At 67.7% G+C, this 16059-nt stretch carries 18 protein-coding genes; 10 read left to right on the forward strand and 8 right to left on the reverse strand.

Features of this window, described 5'->3' with window-relative positions; all coding sequences use genetic code 11:
- Window positions 1–261 precede the first annotated feature (261 nt).
- From F1D05_RS25060 to F1D05_RS25075, 4 genes are all read left to right on the forward strand, one after another.
- Window positions 262–750, forward strand: coding sequence for a DUF4395 domain-containing protein (locus F1D05_RS25060; RefSeq protein ID WP_185442922.1), 489 nt, complete (start codon window positions 262–264; stop codon window positions 748–750).
- A gap of 12 nt (window positions 751–762) precedes the next feature.
- A complete protein-coding gene (locus tag F1D05_RS25065) occupies window positions 763–1611 on the forward strand; it encodes a sulfurtransferase (protein ID WP_185442924.1) in 849 nt (282 codons plus the stop codon).
- 2 nt (window positions 1612–1613) lie between these two features.
- Window positions 1614–1910 carry a DUF1416 domain-containing protein gene (locus F1D05_RS25070; protein ID WP_185442926.1) on the forward strand — a complete coding sequence of 99 codons (297 nt, stop codon included), beginning with the start codon at window positions 1614–1616 and terminating at the stop codon, window positions 1908–1910.
- Window positions 1911–2166: 256 nt separating this feature from the next.
- The gene (locus tag F1D05_RS25075; protein WP_185442927.1) at window positions 2167–3393 is read left to right on the forward strand and encodes a choice-of-anchor P family protein; all 1227 of its coding nucleotides are present in this window, start codon (window positions 2167–2169) and stop codon (window positions 3391–3393) included.
- 109 nt (window positions 3394–3502) lie between these two features.
- Here F1D05_RS25075 and dtd read toward each other — a convergent pair whose 3' ends face one another.
- Window positions 3503–3928, reverse strand: coding sequence for a D-aminoacyl-tRNA deacylase (dtd, locus tag F1D05_RS25080; protein ID WP_185442929.1), 426 nt, complete (start codon window positions 3926–3928; stop codon window positions 3503–3505).
- A 95-nt stretch (window positions 3929–4023) separates the two neighbouring features.
- Between dtd and F1D05_RS25085 the strand changes: the two genes are divergently transcribed.
- Complete coding sequence (locus F1D05_RS25085; RefSeq protein WP_185442931.1) at window positions 4024–4854, forward strand: 3-keto-5-aminohexanoate cleavage protein; 831 nt, start codon at window positions 4024–4026, stop codon at window positions 4852–4854.
- Here the strand turns inward: F1D05_RS25085 and F1D05_RS25090 are convergent.
- Window positions 4791–5273: a hypothetical protein gene (locus tag F1D05_RS25090; protein ID WP_185442933.1), complete on the reverse strand. Its 483-nt coding sequence runs from the start codon at window positions 5271–5273 to the stop codon at window positions 4791–4793. The two genes, F1D05_RS25085 and F1D05_RS25090, sit on opposite strands and share 64 nt — an antisense overlap.
- Complete coding sequence (locus tag F1D05_RS25095; RefSeq protein WP_185442935.1) at window positions 5270–6442, reverse strand: molybdopterin-dependent oxidoreductase; 1173 nt, start codon at window positions 6440–6442, stop codon at window positions 5270–5272. The genes F1D05_RS25090 and F1D05_RS25095 overlap by 4 nt, the downstream gene beginning before the upstream one ends.
- Before the next feature lie 270 nt (window positions 6443–6712).
- Here F1D05_RS25095 and F1D05_RS25100 point away from each other — a divergent pair, with 270 nt between their 5' ends.
- Together F1D05_RS25100 and F1D05_RS25105 are read left to right on the forward strand one after the other, a co-directional pair.
- Entirely contained in the window at window positions 6713–7276 is a 564-nt protein-coding gene (locus tag F1D05_RS25100; protein ID WP_246485951.1) for a hypothetical protein, read from the forward strand.
- Window positions 7276–9186 carry a hypothetical protein gene (locus tag F1D05_RS25105; protein WP_185442937.1) on the forward strand — a complete coding sequence of 637 codons (1911 nt, stop codon included), beginning with the start codon at window positions 7276–7278 and terminating at the stop codon, window positions 9184–9186. The genes F1D05_RS25100 and F1D05_RS25105 overlap by 1 nt, the downstream gene beginning before the upstream one ends.
- Before the next feature lie 50 nt (window positions 9187–9236).
- Here F1D05_RS25105 and F1D05_RS25110 read toward each other — a convergent pair whose 3' ends face one another.
- The gene (locus tag F1D05_RS25110; protein WP_185442939.1) at window positions 9237–9599 is read right to left on the reverse strand and encodes a DsrE family protein; all 363 of its coding nucleotides are present in this window, start codon (window positions 9597–9599) and stop codon (window positions 9237–9239) included.
- 162 nt (window positions 9600–9761) lie between these two features.
- On the opposite strand from F1D05_RS25110, the gene F1D05_RS25115 reads away from it, so the two are divergent.
- On the forward strand, window positions 9762–10256 hold the full coding sequence (locus tag F1D05_RS25115; protein ID WP_185442941.1) for an FABP family protein: 495 nt from the start codon (window positions 9762–9764) through the stop codon (window positions 10254–10256).
- 41 nt (window positions 10257–10297) lie between these two features.
- Here F1D05_RS25115 and F1D05_RS25120 read toward each other — a convergent pair whose 3' ends face one another.
- From F1D05_RS25120 to F1D05_RS40800, 3 genes are read right to left on the reverse strand one after another with little or no spacing between them, the layout of a single operon-like run.
- Window positions 10298–10978, reverse strand: a complete 681-nt coding sequence (locus F1D05_RS25120; RefSeq protein WP_185442943.1) for a response regulator — start codon at window positions 10976–10978, stop codon at window positions 10298–10300.
- Window positions 10971–11651, reverse strand: coding sequence for a sensor histidine kinase (locus tag F1D05_RS40795; RefSeq protein ID WP_246485952.1), 681 nt, complete (start codon window positions 11649–11651; stop codon window positions 10971–10973). Before F1D05_RS40795 ends, F1D05_RS25120 begins: the two co-directional genes overlap by 8 nt.
- Window positions 11587–12228 carry a hypothetical protein gene (locus F1D05_RS40800; protein ID WP_246485953.1) on the reverse strand — a complete coding sequence of 214 codons (642 nt, stop codon included), beginning with the start codon at window positions 12226–12228 and terminating at the stop codon, window positions 11587–11589. The genes F1D05_RS40795 and F1D05_RS40800 overlap by 65 nt, the downstream gene beginning before the upstream one ends.
- A gap of 342 nt (window positions 12229–12570) precedes the next feature.
- On the opposite strand from F1D05_RS40800, the gene F1D05_RS25130 reads away from it, so the two are divergent.
- A complete protein-coding gene (locus F1D05_RS25130) occupies window positions 12571–13950 on the forward strand; it encodes a cation:dicarboxylate symporter family transporter (RefSeq protein ID WP_185442945.1) in 1380 nt (459 codons plus the stop codon).
- Window positions 13951–14068: 118 nt separating this feature from the next.
- Here the strand turns inward: F1D05_RS25130 and F1D05_RS25135 are convergent, their stop codons facing one another.
- Window positions 14069–14893, reverse strand: coding sequence for an LLM class flavin-dependent oxidoreductase (locus tag F1D05_RS25135; protein WP_185442947.1), 825 nt, complete (start codon window positions 14891–14893; stop codon window positions 14069–14071).
- 108 nt (window positions 14894–15001) lie between these two features.
- Between F1D05_RS25135 and F1D05_RS25140 the strand changes: the two genes are divergently transcribed.
- Entirely contained in the window at window positions 15002–16006 is a 1005-nt protein-coding gene (locus F1D05_RS25140) for a YgfZ/GcvT domain-containing protein (protein ID WP_185442948.1), read from the forward strand.
- The last annotated feature ends 53 nt before the right edge of the window (window positions 16007–16059 follow it).

Below are 16059 nucleotides of genomic sequence, written 5' to 3' on the forward strand. Positions count from 1 at the left end.
GATCAGTTGTCTCAAAGAATGGGACAAAAGGTTCTCCCCCTGCCGGGTTTCCGTACTCTCGGTGGCGTGGAGTACACGACATGGCTGACCAAGCGCAGGGCAGTGGACAACTGCCGCATGCGCTCGTCCCTGTGTCGTCCTTGCTGACCAGGCGGCGTCTCGAACGCTCTGGAACCGGTCGCTGAGCACGGTTCCCAGTACGTCGCCTTCCGCGTCTTCGGGCGGATTCCGGCTCGTTCCACCTCCCACCGGAGAGTCGTCATGTCCAGTCGGACGGCAGCAAACCCCCAGGTCGATCCGCGCGGACTCCGGTTCGCGGCCGGCGTCACGACCGTGGTGCTCGCGCTGACCTTGGTGCTGAACAGTCCTTGGCCGCTGGCGGTCCAGGCCGTCGTGTTCGCGATCTCGGTCGCGTTCGGCGTCCAGGCATCGCCGTACGGGCGACTCTTCAAGCGGCTGGTCCGGCCCCGGCACCTGACCGGGGTGGCGGGGTGGGGTCAGTATTTGCTGAGTCCGCCGAAGGAGCTGGAAGATGCCGCGCCGCCGCGGTTCGCCCAACTGGTCGGGCTGGTCTTCGCCGTGCTCGGCCTGATCGGATATCTGGCCGGCGCCGACGTGCTCGGAGTGGTCGCCACCGGCTTCGCCCTCGTGGCCGCGTTCGTGAACGCGGCCGTCGGTCTCTGCCTCGGTTGCGAGGCCTATCTGCTGATCCACCGCATTCGTACGCCCAACACCGCTACTACCACCTGAGGAGCAGCACACATGAGCAGGGAATCCGCGCTCGTCTCGGCCGACTGGGTCGAAGAGCACAAGTCCGACGAGAACGTCGTACTGATCGAGGTCGACGAGGACGTCTCGGCGTACGACGCCGGTCACATCGCCGGTGCGATCAAGATCGACTGGCAGGACGACCTCCAGGACCAGGTCCGTCGCGACTTCGTCAACAAGGAGCAGTTCGAGGCGCTGCTGTCGTCGCGTGGTGTCAAGAACGACGACACCGTCGTGCTCTACGGCGGCAACAACAACTGGTTCGCGGCGTACGCGTACTGGTACTTCAAGCTCTACGGTCACGGTGACGTCCGGCTGCTCGACGGCGGTCGCAAGCGCTGGGAGCTGGACAGCCGCGAGCTGACCGACGAGGTCGTCAAGCGCGAGGCCACGGAGTACTCCGCGCAGCCGCAGAACCTCGAGATCCGGGCCTTCCGCGACGAGGTGCTGGACGCCATCGGCGTCAAGAACCTGGTCGACGTGCGCAGCCCCGACGAGTACGCCGGCCGGCTGCTCGCCCCGGCCCACCTGCCGCAGGAGCAGGCGCAGCGCGCGGGTCACATCCCGACCGCGGCCAGCATCCCGTGGAGCAAGGCGGCCAACGACGACGGCACCTTCCGTGCCGACGACGAGCTGAAGACCCTGTACGCCGACGCGGGCGTCGACTTCGGCAAGGACACCATCGCGTACTGCCGGATCGGTGAGCGCTCGGCGCACAGCTGGTTCGTGCTGCACGAGATCCTCGGCCAGGAGAACGTCAAGAACTACGACGGTTCGTGGACCGAGTGGGGTTCGCTGGTCGGCGTACCTGTCGCACTCGGCGACGAGCCCGGGAAGGCCTGACCATGTGCGGAGCCAAGAAGGGCGGCCTCGACCTCAAGGGTGTCGACGTCGACAAGGAAGCCGTGATCCAGGGTCAGGTACTCCGTGGCGAGGAGCCCGTCGGCGGCGCCTACGTGCGGCTGCTCGACTCCACTGGTGAGTTCACGGCCGAGGTGCCGACCTCGGCGACCGGGCACTTCCGGTTCTTCGCGGCGCCGGGTTCGTGGACCCTGCGCACGCTGGCCCCGAAGGCCGACCCGGTGGACCGGCAGGTCGTGGCGCAGTACGGCGAGGTCGCCGAGGTGGCAGTAGCCGTCTGACCTCGTCCCCCAGGTAGCAGTAGCCCGAAGGGCCCGGACCTCGCGCGTCCGGGCCCTTTGCCATTTCTCCAGCACGACCGTTCTTTGATGCACGATCGGCCGTCGGGGACAAGATCTCGATTTTCTCGACTGTGACGACAATGTAACAGTTTGATCTCGTCGGGTGTTCTTCTCGTTACCTACCGCGACCACCTGAGTTGTGTCTGTGTCCTGACCCGCTCGTTAGGGTCACGTCATCACTCAGGGAGGAGGGGTCATGAGACCCCGCATCGGATACAAGAAGCTTGCCGTGGTCGGCGTCGCCGCCGCCGTCGGCGTAGTTTCTACGATTGCGCTGACCTCGGGCTCGGCGTCCGCCGCCGAGGTTTTCGGATACAGCGGTTACTCGATCGGCACCGACGCCAAGAGCGGGCTGGCCAACAGCGGCCCGCAGGTGCTCAGCCAGATCAGCTGCACCACCAACTCGCACGCGTCGTCGAAGAACGACCTCGCGACCGCGAACGTGAACAACCAGGCCATCGCGAAGACGGTCACCACCGACACGCACTCGTTCAACGACGCGCGCGGCAACGGTGTCACCAGCAACGCGACCGCCGCCGACATCCGGCTCGGCAGCCTGCTGCACATCACGGGCGCGAAGACCACGACCACCGCGTGGTACAAGGACGGCAAGCTGCAGTACACGGGTAGCACCACCTTCGCTTCCATCAAGATCGGCAACCTGTCGGTGCCGAGCCTGCTGAACCCGAAGCCGAACACCAAGGTCGCCATCCCGGGCCTCGGGTACGTGGTGCTGAACCGCGTCGGCGGTGTCAAGACGAGCACGGGCATCTACTCGTACGCGCAGGCGATCGTCGTCCACGCGAACGTGCGGAACCAGTTCACCCCCGAGGGCGTTGACGTCGCGGTCCTGAAGACGCGCGCCGAGATCACCACCCCGACCATCGCGATGGTCACGGGTGAGGCTTACGGCACGCAGGCCAACGTCGACAAGCTGGTCACCTCCGGCCCGACGTCGTACCAGGCCGCTTGCCAGGGCACCGAGGGCAAGACCGTCCGGGTCTCCGTCGGAGAGCTGAACATCCCGCGGGTCGCCTTCATCGGTGCTGTCACCACCACCAAGAACGGCTACACCGGCAAGGACAAGGCCGCCATCACCTTCACCTCGAAGACGGCCAGCGTCAAGGTCGCCAACATGGAGATCGGTGCGATCGAGTCCTCCGCGTCCGCGTGGAAGACCAAGGACGGCAAGATCGGCCTGAACTACAGCTCGGACGTGGTCTCCGTCCGCGTCGGCGACAAGGTCTACGCCGTTCCGAACAAGCCGAACGCCACGCTGAACATCCCTGGTATCGCCAAGCTGACCTTCAACCAGGTCGTGCGCAAGGATCGGTTCATCTCTGTCAACGCCCTGGTGATCGACGTCTACAGCCTGAACACCAAGGTGATCGTGGGCCACTCGGCCGCCGGTGTGATCGGCTGATCAAGCCGGCCACCTTCCCCAACTGAGTCGAACCTCACCGATTCAGACGGGCACCACCGGACCCCCCGGTCCCGGATCCCAGTGATCCGGGGCCGGGGGTCCGGTCTTTTCAGGCGTCGAGGATGAGCGTGACCGGGCCGTCGTTGATGAGGGAGACGTCCATCTGGGCGCCGAACCTGCCTCGTTCGACCTTGGCGCCGAGGTTCTCCAGGGCGGCGCAGAACGCGTCGTACAAGGGCTCCGAGACCGGTCCGGGAGCGGCCGCGCTCCACGAGGGGCGCCGGCCTTTGCGCGTATCGGCGTACAGGGTGAATTGGCTGATCGCCAGGATCGGCGCGTTCTCGTCGGAGCAGGACCGCTCGTCGCGGAGGATCCGCAAGGTCCAGATCTTCGCCGCCAATGCTGCCGCCTTCTCGGCGGTGTCGTCGTGCGTGACGCCGAGCAGGACCATCAGCCCGGGCCCGTCGATCGCCCCGACCACTTCGCCCTCGACGAGCACCGACGCTTCCGTCACCCGCTGCACCACAGCTCTCATGCGCTGAAGTGTGCCAGTCGGGAGAATGTCCGGTATTTATGGCTCCCGACCGCTGAATATCTCGTTTCCGGGCTGGATCTGGCACGATTCGCCTCATGACGTCGACATTGCTGACTGTTGCCCCCACCGGCGCCGAGACCGCGAAGGCCGACTGCCCGGAGCTGCCGACCACGCTCGAGGAGCTGGTCGAGACGGCGAAGCGGTGCGAGGCTGCCGGGGCCGCGATGATCCACATCCACATCCGCGACGGTGAGCACAGGCCGACTCTTGATCTCGGCCGGCTGCGCGAGACCGTGACCGCGGTCCGCGAGAACACCGCGCTGATCGTGCAACTGTCGACCGGTGGCGCTGTCACCGACCCGTTCGAGCACCGGCTGCGGGTACTCGACGCGGCACCGGATTCCTGCTCGCTGACGATGGGTACGGTCAACTTCGGCGACGACGTGTTCATGAACCCATGGCCGTTCGTCACGGAGCTCTACCGGCTCACCCAGCAACGCGAGATCGTGCCTGAGTTCGAGCTGTTCGACCTCGGTCACGTCGCCGCGCTGCACCGTCTGCTGGACAAGTTCGGCCTGCCGTACGGCGGCAAGGTGCATTGCGACCTGGTGATGGGTGTTCCCGGTGGCATGCCCGGTACGACGGACGCGTTGGTTGCCGCTGTCAACGGTCTTCCCGCGGCGGTGACGTCTTGGTCGGCCACCGGCGTCGGCCGTACGACGCTGCCGATCGCGCTGGCGGCGCTCTCCAAGGGCGGCCACCTCCGGATCGGCATGGAGGACACCCTGACGATGGCGAAGGGTCAGCCTGTCACCCACAACGCGGATCTCGTCGAACGAGCCGCGACGCTGGCGACTCTTGCTCAGCGACCGCCGATGAGCCCGGACGAGGCCCGCGACCTCCTGAACGTGAAACGCCTGCGCTGAACGATCGCGACCAGTACGCCGACGACCACGATGGTGGCCTCGAGCAACAACCAGTCGAGCAGGTAGTTCCGCGACAGGACGGTCGGGTTGACGCCCTTGCCCTGGCGGATCAGGAGCGGGATCGCTATCAGGGTGGTGATCCCGACGTACAGGATGGTCGTCCGGACCGTGGTCACCAGGCGGTGCCGGTCCGGGCCGATCGACCAGCGCGTGAGCAGGAACCCCGCAATGATGGCGAACGGCATCAGCAAGAAGTCGTCCACCACCACCGCGCCGCCCAGCCAGAGGGGCAATCGCAGCAGCGCGCCTCCGGTCACCGCTTGCAACAGCAACCGCAATCCCCAGAGTCCGACTCCAATGCCCAACGCGCCCATCGCCGTACGAACCATGGTTGATCCGCTAGGGAACTTGGCTGTCATGTGAGTACCTCCAGGCGGTGGACCCACTTCGTCTGCAGGACTCCGGGGCGGTTGGGGGCGATGATGCGGGCCGGGAAGCCGTGATCGAGGTCCAGGTCCCCGCCGTTGAGCTTGAGGGCGAGCAGGGTGAGTGGATCGGCCGCGAACTGGGGCGGCAGTTCGCTCGTCGCGTAGAAGCCGCCCTTCTCCATCGAGACGACCCGCAGGCTCGACCCCTCGGGGGCGCCGCAGAGTTCGAGCAGATCCTTGATCCGGATCCCCTCCCAGCGGGCGCCCTGGCTCCAGCCTTCGACGCAGGCGATCGGCAGGCTAGATCGGCTCTGCGGTAGCGCTCGCAGCTCGTCGAGGGAGTACGACAGTGGCTGCGGCCCGTTCACCGCGAATCGCCAGTCCGCCTCGACCGTGGTCACTCCGGCAGCCTCGGCGGTCCGGTTGACCGGTAGGCCTTGCGGGCCGACGTTGGGTTTGCGCGGCGCCAGCACGGCGATCGGCCCGAACGCCGGCACCGATTGCCCGACCGAGGCGATCCCCACCAAGGTCCCCGCCCCGATGACCGTTCGGAACAGGCCCCGTCGACTCAACCCGGTGATTGCTGGCGGCAACGACTTCGGTTCCGACGGCGCGAGCGGCGTACGGTCTGCTGGGGTGGCTCGCCAGTTTGCCGTGATGAGGGGGAGTTTGATGGCGAGGTGGACCAGTAGCGCGCCGATGATGATCCAGGCGAGCGCGTAGTGCGTTTCCTTGAAGGGGAACGGCCACGGGTACCACTGCAGGGTGTTCAGGTAGCCGATGAAGAGCTCGAGCGCCGTCGCGGCCACCAGTACTGCGATGGACAGGCGTTCGAACACGGCGCTGAGAGCTTTCCGGCTCGGCGGCCAGGGGAGCTTCTCGAACAGCTTGGGATAGACCGTCCACAACTTTGCCAACAGCAACGGAACCGAGACGGTGCCGGTCAGGACGTGCAGACCCTGCGTCACCCGGTAGAGCGAGGCAGGTCGGGTCGGGATGTCCAGCCAGCTGGGGGTCTGCTGCAGGAAATGGCTGAAGAGCCCGGTGAGGAAGCAGATCGTCACGGCGATCCCCAGCCAACGGCCGATCACGGTGGCCACGCGGGGATGATGGAGCGGCGACGGGAACGACTTCTCCGTCGGGGGCTCGGGCAGCTTCATACTCTCCATCACAACGCAGGAAGACGCGCGCCGGAGACCGTTGCCGATTACTGATCGCGAACGCCCGCCGCCCCCGCGCAAACGCTGCTCAGCGGCAACCCCGAATGCCTTACTTTTCGAGAACAGGTCGCCGGCGATCGCGGTAGCGTCGCGAAACCGGTAGCTTCCGGGCGGGACGCGCGGATCCGGGCGGGTGGGCTGGTGCGTCTGAGCCGGGGTGGCACCGGGTGGCTCTAGGCTGGGACGGTTCGATCGAGAGGAGCGGGACAGGTGAGGACACAGCAGCGGTCGTCGGACGACGACGAGCGCGCTATGGCCGACCTCGCGGAGGTGTACGACTGGAACCGGGTCTGGGGGCCGCCCGAGACCGGTCTGGACGCCATCCGCGCCCTGGTGTCGCGGGTGAGCGACGCCACCGGCTGGCGTCCCTGGGCTCCCGGCAACATCGACCCCGATCGGTACACCTGGGGACTCGTCACCCGGCGCGAGACCGTGATGCTGGTGCTGCCCGACGCGGTGCTGCCCGAAAGCCCGCGCAGCGGCTGGTCGGCGTACGACATCGAGGCGGGCGAGGTCGAGCTGGCCGAGGAGGGCCTGGACGATCACTGGCCCGGGCAGCTGGCGCTGGCACGCAAGCACTGGGGCGACCCGATTTTCGTCGGTCCCGGCAATGATCCGCGGATCCCTGATGAGTGGCGTGACCGCCGCCGTCACCTGGCGGTCTGGCTGCGGCCGGGCGCCGAGTTGCATCTGTACGCGACCCAGCCCGAGGCCGGCAAGGCGAACGTTTCGGTCGGCTTCGGGTATTCCGTTTATGCGAGCGAGGTGGCCTGATGGCGTCGATCGAAGAGGACCTGCTGAGGGACCTTTACAAGATCTTCCGGCGGTTGACGGCCAGGCTGCTCCGCAACCGCACGAACCAGCCGAACTCGAACCGTGAGCGCGAACTGCGGGTCATGATCGAGGAGTTCCGCAACGTCCTGCGTGAGCACGAGGAGGCCAACCGCATCTACCAGGCGTTGTCGCCCGAGGAGCGACAGCAGGTCCGGGAGCGGCTGGCGCGGCAGATGCAGGAGGACCTCGACCGGGGTCGTACGGACGACCTCGATCCCGACGTACGGCGTGAGGTCGACGAGCTGAATGCTGATCTCGACGAGGATCGGGGCGATCCCGATGACCCGGCACGGCGCGATGCCGAGGCGGAAGCGGAGCTGAACCGTACGGACCTGAACCGCGACGGTGTCGACGACGCGGAGAACCAGCGCGACGACACCGAGGATCGTGAGGACGAGCTTGATGATCAGGCCGCTGACCTGCAGCGGGAAGAGGCCGACGAGCAGCAGCGTGACGAGAACGAGGACCGCTCGGAGCAGGAGCGCGAGAGCGATCGCGAAGAGGAAGAGCGCGCCCAGCAGGATCCGGAGCGCGACGGGCCGGACGTAGTACCGGCGGCTGCTGCGGGGGCGGCCGCAGGGGTGGCGGCCGAGGAGTTGGCCGAAGAGATTCGTGAGGCCGACGAGAACCAGCCGGACGGGAACGAGCCGGACGGGAACCGGCCGGACGGGAACCGGCCGGACGGGAACGAGCTGGACGGGCCGGACGGGAGCGAACAGACCGGGGCGGACGCGGAGCCCGGGCTCGACGCCGATGGGCAGGATGGGGTGGATGCGCCGGCGGCGGAAGCGGACGGCGTCGACGCCGAGAATCCGGCTGTGACCACGGAGAACACCCAGCCTGGAGTCACCCAGACGGTGCCGGCGGGGATGGAAGCCATCCCGGCCGCCGAGCGGCAGGGTGCTGAGGCCGAGCAGGGCGAGAACAACCCGGCCGTCACCGAGGTGACCGACGACGGGCAGACCACTACCCAACCGGCCATCGACGGCACCCAGGTCGACGAACTCGAAGACAACCAACCCCAGACCGACCTGGACCAGACCGGCCAGGAGCAGGCGGACCCGGAGCAGGACCAGACCGGCCAGGAGCAAGATCCGGCTGGCCAGGAGCAGGACCAGCGCGACCCAGAGCAAGCTCAGCCAGTTCAGGAGCTGGACGAGGCTGGGCAGGAGCAAGACGGGGCTGTGCCGGACGAGCCGGGGCAAGACGGGTCTGGACCGGGCCCGGAGCAGGACGGGGCCGGGCAGGACGGGGCTGGCCAGGAGCTGGACGGGGCTGGGCAGGAGCTGGACGGGGCTGGGCAGGAGCGCGACAGGGCTGAGCAGGATGGGGCTGGGCAGGATGGGGCTGGGCAGGAGCAGGGGGAGGCTGGGCCGCAGCCGGGGTTGCCGACTGCTGGTGATCAGCGGGCTGCTGCTGAGGCTGAGCAGCAGAGCGGCCAGGACAACCGGACGCAGAACGGCGCCCAGCAGAACGGTGCCCAGCAGAACGGGCAGGAGAGCGACGGGCAGCGGCCGCCGGACCCGGTAGAGGCGCGGCTGGCAGCGGACCGGCAGGCGCACCAGAACGGCCAGAGTCAGAACGGCCAAGATCAGAATGGCCAGGGCCAGAACGGCCAAGATCAGAACGGTCAGGGCCAGCGCGGCGGCCAGATGTCGCAGCAGGAGCAGGCCGACGTCGACATGTTGTACCGCGGCGGTCAGGTCTCACCCACGCGGGCGACGGGGCAGCAACGCGAGCCCGCTACCGCCGGCCGCGGGGGCCAGACGGCCGGCCAACAGCACCAGAAGTCGATGGACCGCGGCGGTCACAGCAACGGCACCGCCGGCCAAGCCCCCGGCGGTGACTAACCCGGCAACCGGTCCGCTGGCGGCTGATCCCCGGGCACACGGGCGAGCGGCTAGTAGACGATCGCCTGGGCGTTGTCGGTGAGGATTTCTTCGGTGAAGGCGGGGGCTCCGGCGATCCGGGCACCCGGTACCAGGTCGTCCAGCGTCAGGTCGCGGCGCTTGGCGCACTGGGTGCAGACCGTCAGTTGACCTCCGGCCAGTACGCCGGCCAGCAGTTCGGCCAACGGCGCCGCGTGCGGTAGCTCGAAGGCTTCGGCCCGCCCCGGTACCGCGAACCACACCGCCTCCCCGGTCAGCCACAGTGACACCGTGGCTCCGGCTGCCACCGCCGTCGCGGCGACCGTGAAGGCCTGGTTCGCGCGTTCGGGTTCTTCGGCACCTGCGGTCAGTTTGATCACCAGCGTGCGGGACATCACGCCACCGTAGCCGAGGACACCTCAGCCATCCCCTAGACTGTGGAACGTGCTGCATGTCGTCTTCACCAGCCTCTTGGTGCTGGTCACCCTCTTCATGGGTTGGTTCTCCGTGTTCGTCGTCTACCGGCTGCTCCGCGGCCGCAGCGCGAGCTGACGGCAATGGCTTTCGAGATCCCGCAGGACCTGCACCCTGATCTGATGCCGCTGGCCTGGTTGCTCGGCCGGTGGGAGGGTCGCGGACACGGCGACTACCCGACCATCGAGAAGTTCGAGTTCGGCCAGCAGATCGACTTCAGCCACAACGGCAAGCCGTACCTGCATTACGTCAGCCAGACCTACGTGGTCGGCGAGGACGGCACCAAGGAGCGTCCGCTCGCGGTCGAGACCGGCTTCTGGCGGCCGAAGCCCGACAACAAGCTCGAGGTCGTGCTCGCGCACCCGACCGGCTTCGCCGAGGTCTGGTACGGCGAGATCGACGGCGCCAAGGTCGAGATGCGTACCGATGTCGTCGCCCGCACCGCCACCGCCAAGGAGGTCGCCGCCGGCCACCGCCTGTACGGCCTGGTCAAGGGCGAACTGATGTGGGCCTACGACATGGCCGCCGAGGGTCAGCCCCTCCAACCCCACCTCTGGGCCACCCTCATTCGCGCCTGACCGGCGAGCGCACCACTCGACCGCCGAGCCCTTAGGTTGAGTCAGCTTTCGGAGACCCAGGAGTATTCGACCTTGGGGCGGCCGCTGCGGCCGTCGTAGCGCTGGGTGCGTAAGGCTTGGCCTTGGTCGGCCAGGTGTTCGAGGTAGCGGCGGGCTGTGATCCGGGAGGTCCCGAGCGAGGTGGCGATCTCCTCGGCGGTCCAGCCTTCCCGGTTGCCGAGCAGCGTCACCACGCGATCCAGCACTGATCCCGCGAGCCCTTTCGGAACAGACGAAACGGTTGCTGGGTGCAACAATCGGTCGACCTCGTCCTGGTCGGCCACTACTTGGCCAGCCTCTGCTGCGCGGCGTTGGCGAGCATAGGCACTGAGTCGATCTCTCAAGGTTTCAAAGGCAAACGGCTTCAGTACGTACTGAACAACGCCGATCCGGGCAGCCGCCTGAACAGCTGCCACCTCTCGGGCCGCCGTGACCATCACCACGTCTGTTTGGTTGCCTACGGCACGCATTCGCCGTACTACGTCCAGCCCGTGCCCGTCCGGCAGATTCATGTCCAGCAGCACGAGATCGACCGGTTGCTGGCTGAGCACTTGGAGCGCACGTGCCGCAGTACCGGCTATTCCAAGGCAAGCGAAGCCGGGGAGGCGGTCCACGTAGGTGCGGTGGGCCTCGGCCGCGACCGGATCGTCCTCGACCACCAGCACGCGCAGTACGTCAGGCACTGGCGCTCACCGCTCGCGGCAGCCGCACCCGGACGGTCAGTGCGGGTACTTCGTCGAGCTCGGAATCCGGGTCGACCATCAACGTCCCCTGCCAGCGTTCGACCGTACTGCGAACCAGTACCAGCCCGAGTCCGTGTCCCGGCTCGGCCTTCGTGGTCCAGCCGCGATCGAACATCCGGGCCAGCTCGGTGGCACCCAACTCGGCACCCGTGTTCGTCACGGCCAGGTCGATCGCGTCAGGCGTAGTACCGGCTTTCAGCTCGACGCGACGCGGGGCCTGTCCGCCGCGAGCGGCCTCGATCGCGTTGTCGAGGAGATTGCCGACCACGGTGACCACGTCCTGGGCGGGGAGCCGGGTGTTGAGCGCTTCCGAGCCGAGCTCGAGGGTGAGGAGTACGCCGCGTTCCTGAGCCTGGGCGAGTTTGGCGAGCAGCAGCGACGCGAGTACGGGATCCCCGACGGTACCGACGACGCGATCGGTCATCGCCTGGGCGAGCTGCAGCTCCGACACGGCGAACTCGCGGGCCCGTTCGGGCCGGCCGATCTCGATCAGGCTGACCACGGTGTGCAGGCGGTTCGAGGCTTCATGGTTCTGCGCCTGCAGCGATTCAGCGAGACTCCGTACCGCGTCCAGCTCGCCCAGCAGCGCTTGCAACTGGGTGTGGTCTCGCAATGTGACGATCCTGCCGGAGCGAGCGGGCTGCTGGTTCACCACGAGGACTCCATGAGCGCCGAGGTGCAGTTCGTCGTACGCCGTTCTGCCTGCGGTCAGCAGCTCCGCCAACGTGGCGGGTAGGTGCAGCTCGTCGACCGTACTGTCGGGCCGGACCTCGCGCAGCCCGAGGAGGCGGCGGGCTTCGTCGTTGACCAGCTGGACCCGGTGCTCCGAGTCGACCAGTACCAGGCCTTCGCGGGCCCGCGCGGAGTACGCCTTCGTAGAAGTCGAGCATCCAGGCGAGCGACTGGGTACCCATCCCGCGGGTGGCGTGCCGGACCCGCCAGGTGACGAGCGCGTTGCCGGCGATCGCGACGCCGAGCATCAGGCAGCCGATGCCGAGCATGGAGCGCAGTTCGAGCTGGAGCAGGTCCCACCAGCTGGGCGGGACCGCTCCGGTCGCGGCCGCATCCCGGTCGGCCTGGGAGCGCGCGCGGCTGAGCAGGGTGATCCAGACCATCGCGATCAGGACCGCGACCGTGACGGACTGCAGCCAGAGCACCTGGCGACGCAGCTCGGACGGACGGCGGTTCACCCCGACATTGTGCATTCCAGTGCACCCACTGGTCGCATCACAGTTCGGCCTCGGCCTGGTGGGGAAGGGAAGGAAGGCGAGGGATGGGCGTGACCCACTGGTCGCATCACAGCTCGGCGTCGGCCTGGTGGGGAAGGGAAGGAAGGCGAGGGATGGCGTGACCCACTGGTGGCATCGCAGTTCGGCGACAGGTCGCCGTCAGGCGGAGGAGGCGAACCGCGCGGCGGGGATGCGGGACGGCTGCGAACGATATGAACGAAATGCGCAGTTCCTCTGTGCGTCACGTCACAGTTACTCACAACCCAGCCGCCCGCTGTGTTCCAAGCAAGCTCAGGAGTCGCCATGTCGAGCCCGACCCCAACCCGACCGACACCGGTCCGTAACGACCGGACCCACTTCCTCTACATCGCTGTCATCGTCGCCGTCGCCCTGGGGATCGGTGTCGGCCTGTTGTTCCCCGACTTCGCGGTCGAGCTGAAACCGCTCGGCACCGGATTCGTGAACCTGATCAAGATGATGATCAGCCCGATCATCTTCTGCACGCTGGTGCTCGGCATCGGCTCCGTCCGCAAGGCCGCCAGCGTCGGCAAGGTCGGGGGGCTCGCGCTCGGCTACTTCCTGGTGATGTCGACGGTCGCGCTCGCCATCGGCCTGGTGGTCGGCAACCTGGTCAAGCCCGGTTCCGGCCTGAACCTCACCGACGCCCTGCGCAAGACCGGCCAGCAGCAGGCGCCGAAGGCGCATGAGGGCACCACCGATTTCCTGCTCGGCATCATCCCGAAGACCGTGCTGTCCTCGCTGACCGAGGGCGAGGTGCTGCAGGCCGTGTTCGTCGCCCTGCTGATCGGCTTCGCGCTGCAGGCGATGGGCGACAAGGGGACGCCGATCCTCAATGGCATCGGCCACCTGCAGCGGCTGCTGTTCAAGGTGCTGTCGATGATCATGTGGGCCGCGCCGGTCGGCGCCTTCGGTGCCATCGCGACCGTCGTCGGCGCCGCCGGCGGCCAGGCCCTGCGCAGCCTCGCGATGATCATGATCGCCTTCTACATCACCTGTCTGCTCTTCGTGGTCGTTGTCCTCGGCACCATTCTTCGGGTCTTCACCGGGGTCTCGATCTTCCAGTTGCTGAAGTACCTCGGCCGCGAGTTCCTGCTGATCGTGTCGACCTCCTCGTCGGAGACGGCGTTGCCCCGCCTGATCGGGAAGATGGAGCATGTCGGCGTCAGCAAGGAGGTCGTCGGCATCACCGTTCCGACCGGCTACTCCTTCAACCTGGACGGCACCGCGATCTACCTCACGATGGCGTCGCTGTTCATCGCCGAGGCGCTGGACCAGCCGTTCTCCATCGGGCAGCAGATCTCTTTGCTGGTGTTCATGATCGTCGCCTCGAAGGGCGCGGCCGGTGTCACCGGTGCGGGCCTGGCAACCCTGGCCGGCGGTCTGCAGTCGCACCGGCCGGAACTGCTCGACGGCGTCGGCCTGATCGTCGGCATCGACCGGTTCATGTCCGAGGCCCGGGCACTGACGAACTTCGCCGGCAACGCGGTCGCGACGATCCTGGTCGGCAACTGGGTCGGCGCGTTCGACAAGGAGCAGGCCAGGCAGGTCTTCGCCGGTGAGGACCCGTTCGACGAAGAGGCCTTCGCCGCCGGTGACACGCACGCGGGCGACGTACCGGAAGGCACTCCCGTGGCGGTCGGAGGACGGCCCGAGGACCACTAGTCCAACTGTCCCACCCCTCAGCGCTGCCCGTTGGCTCTCCTCCGCCGAGAGCCAACGGGCAGCGCGCTGTCCGCTTGTACTACGTGCGGCCGGGCGCCCGCAGTACGGACAACGCGTTCTACTTCCCTGCCAGGAGTTCGACGACTGGGGCCAGTTCGTCGAGGTAGGGGGCATTGACGCTGATGTCGGAGGCACCGAACTCGTCGCGGCGGCGCTGCAACTCGTCGGCCATCTCCTGCGGCGTTCCGGGCAGCAGCATCAGCGAATCGCTCGCGGCCAGCGCCGCCGCGTCCACTCCGGCGGCCTGCTTCGTCCAGGGAGGCAGTTCACCGGTCCCGGCTGCGAACAGGTTCATCGCCAGCTCGATGTCGTCGGCTCGCGACCCCGCCAACTCCCGGAGCTCGCGCGCCAGGGTGGCGACCTCTTCGCGTGGTGTCATCGCCGGCTTCGCGAGCGAGACGATGTCGGCACGCTCGGCAGCCATCGCCAGCGACTTCGGTCCGCCCGCGGCCATCATGATCGGGGTACGCCGGTCGCCGTCCAGCTTGATCAGCTGGTCCAGCGTCTCGAGCACCTGCTCGCGACGCTCCTGCGCGGTCCCGAACGGCAATCCGAGCTCGGCCGCGAACTGCGCCGCCGCCGGCCGCCCGGTACCGATGCCGAAGTCGAAGCGGCCGTCGGTCAGTACCGTCAGCGTGTGCGCGTCCCAGGCGGCGGCTCGCGGCGGACGCAGCGGGGCCGCGGCGACGAAGGTGCCGACGCGGATGTCGGCGGTTGCCGCTGCGATGGCCAGCGATGGGAACGGCGACAGCAGCTGCAGCCCGTCGGGCATCAGAATCGTGCTGTACCCGAGCTCGGCGGCCCGGCGTACGGTCGACTGCCAGGCCTGGGCGCCTCGGTCCGGACTCGCCACCACACCGAACCGGAATCGCTTGTCGGTCATCGTTCTCTCCTCTCGCGAGTTTGTGGTTCCAGCCTGGCGTCGGGCGGAGTTGTCCACATCCCACAGCGGGAGGCATTCGGCGTACGCCGGGGGACGTACTCTGGTGATATGTCAACGAAGCGCAGCCCTTTGCTGGATCTGCCCGGAGCGGTCGAGGCCGGCGGGCTCGATGCCGGAGTGGCGGCCCACTACGGGTCGGATCTCCGCGAGCAGCGGGCGCTGGTGAACGGTCAGGGGTATGTCGACCTGTCGCATCGCGACGTGGTCACCATCGCTGGGCCGGACCGGCTGACCTGGTTGCACGCGTTGACGAGCCAGTACTTCGAAGGGCTGCGGCCGGGGAGCTCGACGACTGCGTTGCTGCTGTCGCCAACTGGGCATATCGAGCACGTGATGTATGGGTTCGACGATGGTGAGACATTCTGGCTGCACACCGAGCCGGGTGCCGCGGCGTCGCTGGTCGAGTGGCTGCAGAAGATGGTCTTCATGTCCCGGGTCGAGATCAAGGACGTGACCGAGGAGTACGCCATCGTCTGGCGTCCGGGGGCGCCGGTCGAGTCGGCGCTGATCACCCGGTCGGGCGCGGATTCGCTCGGCGGTTATGAGGTTTTCGTGCCGCGTGGCGAGTTGGCGGCGTATGTCGCGTCGGCCGGGCAGCCTGCGGGGGTCTGGGCGTACGAGGCACTTCGGATCGAGGCCGGCGCTCCCCGGCTCGGGCTGGACACGGACGAGCGGGCGATCCCGAACGAGGTCGGCTGGCTCGGTGTCGGCGTGCACCTCGAGAAGGGGTGCTATCGCGGCCAGGAGACGGTCGCGCGGGTGCACAACCTGGGTCGTCCGCCGCGTCGGCTGGTCCGGTTGCACCTGGACGGGTCGGTTGATCATCTGCCGGGCCACGGGAACGCAGTACGGGCCGGGGAGAAGCAGATCGGGTTCGTCGGGTCTGCTGCCCGGCACCATGAGTACGGGCCGATCGCGCTCGCGCTGGTGAAGCGCTCGGTGGACCCGGAGGCGGTCCTGGAGGTCGTCGCCGAGGACCAGCCGACCGTCACCGCCACCCAGGAGCTGCTGGTCGACCCCGAGGTCGGCCTGCACGTTCGCGCCCGCCTCTAACGCCCGCCTCCTTGCCTCCCCACCCGCTAACGTCCGAAAGCACGTGGGGCAGG

This window comes from Kribbella qitaiheensis, from assembly GCF_014217565.1.
GTDB classification, from domain to species: Bacteria; Actinomycetota; Actinomycetes; order Propionibacteriales; family Kribbellaceae; genus Kribbella; species Kribbella qitaiheensis_A.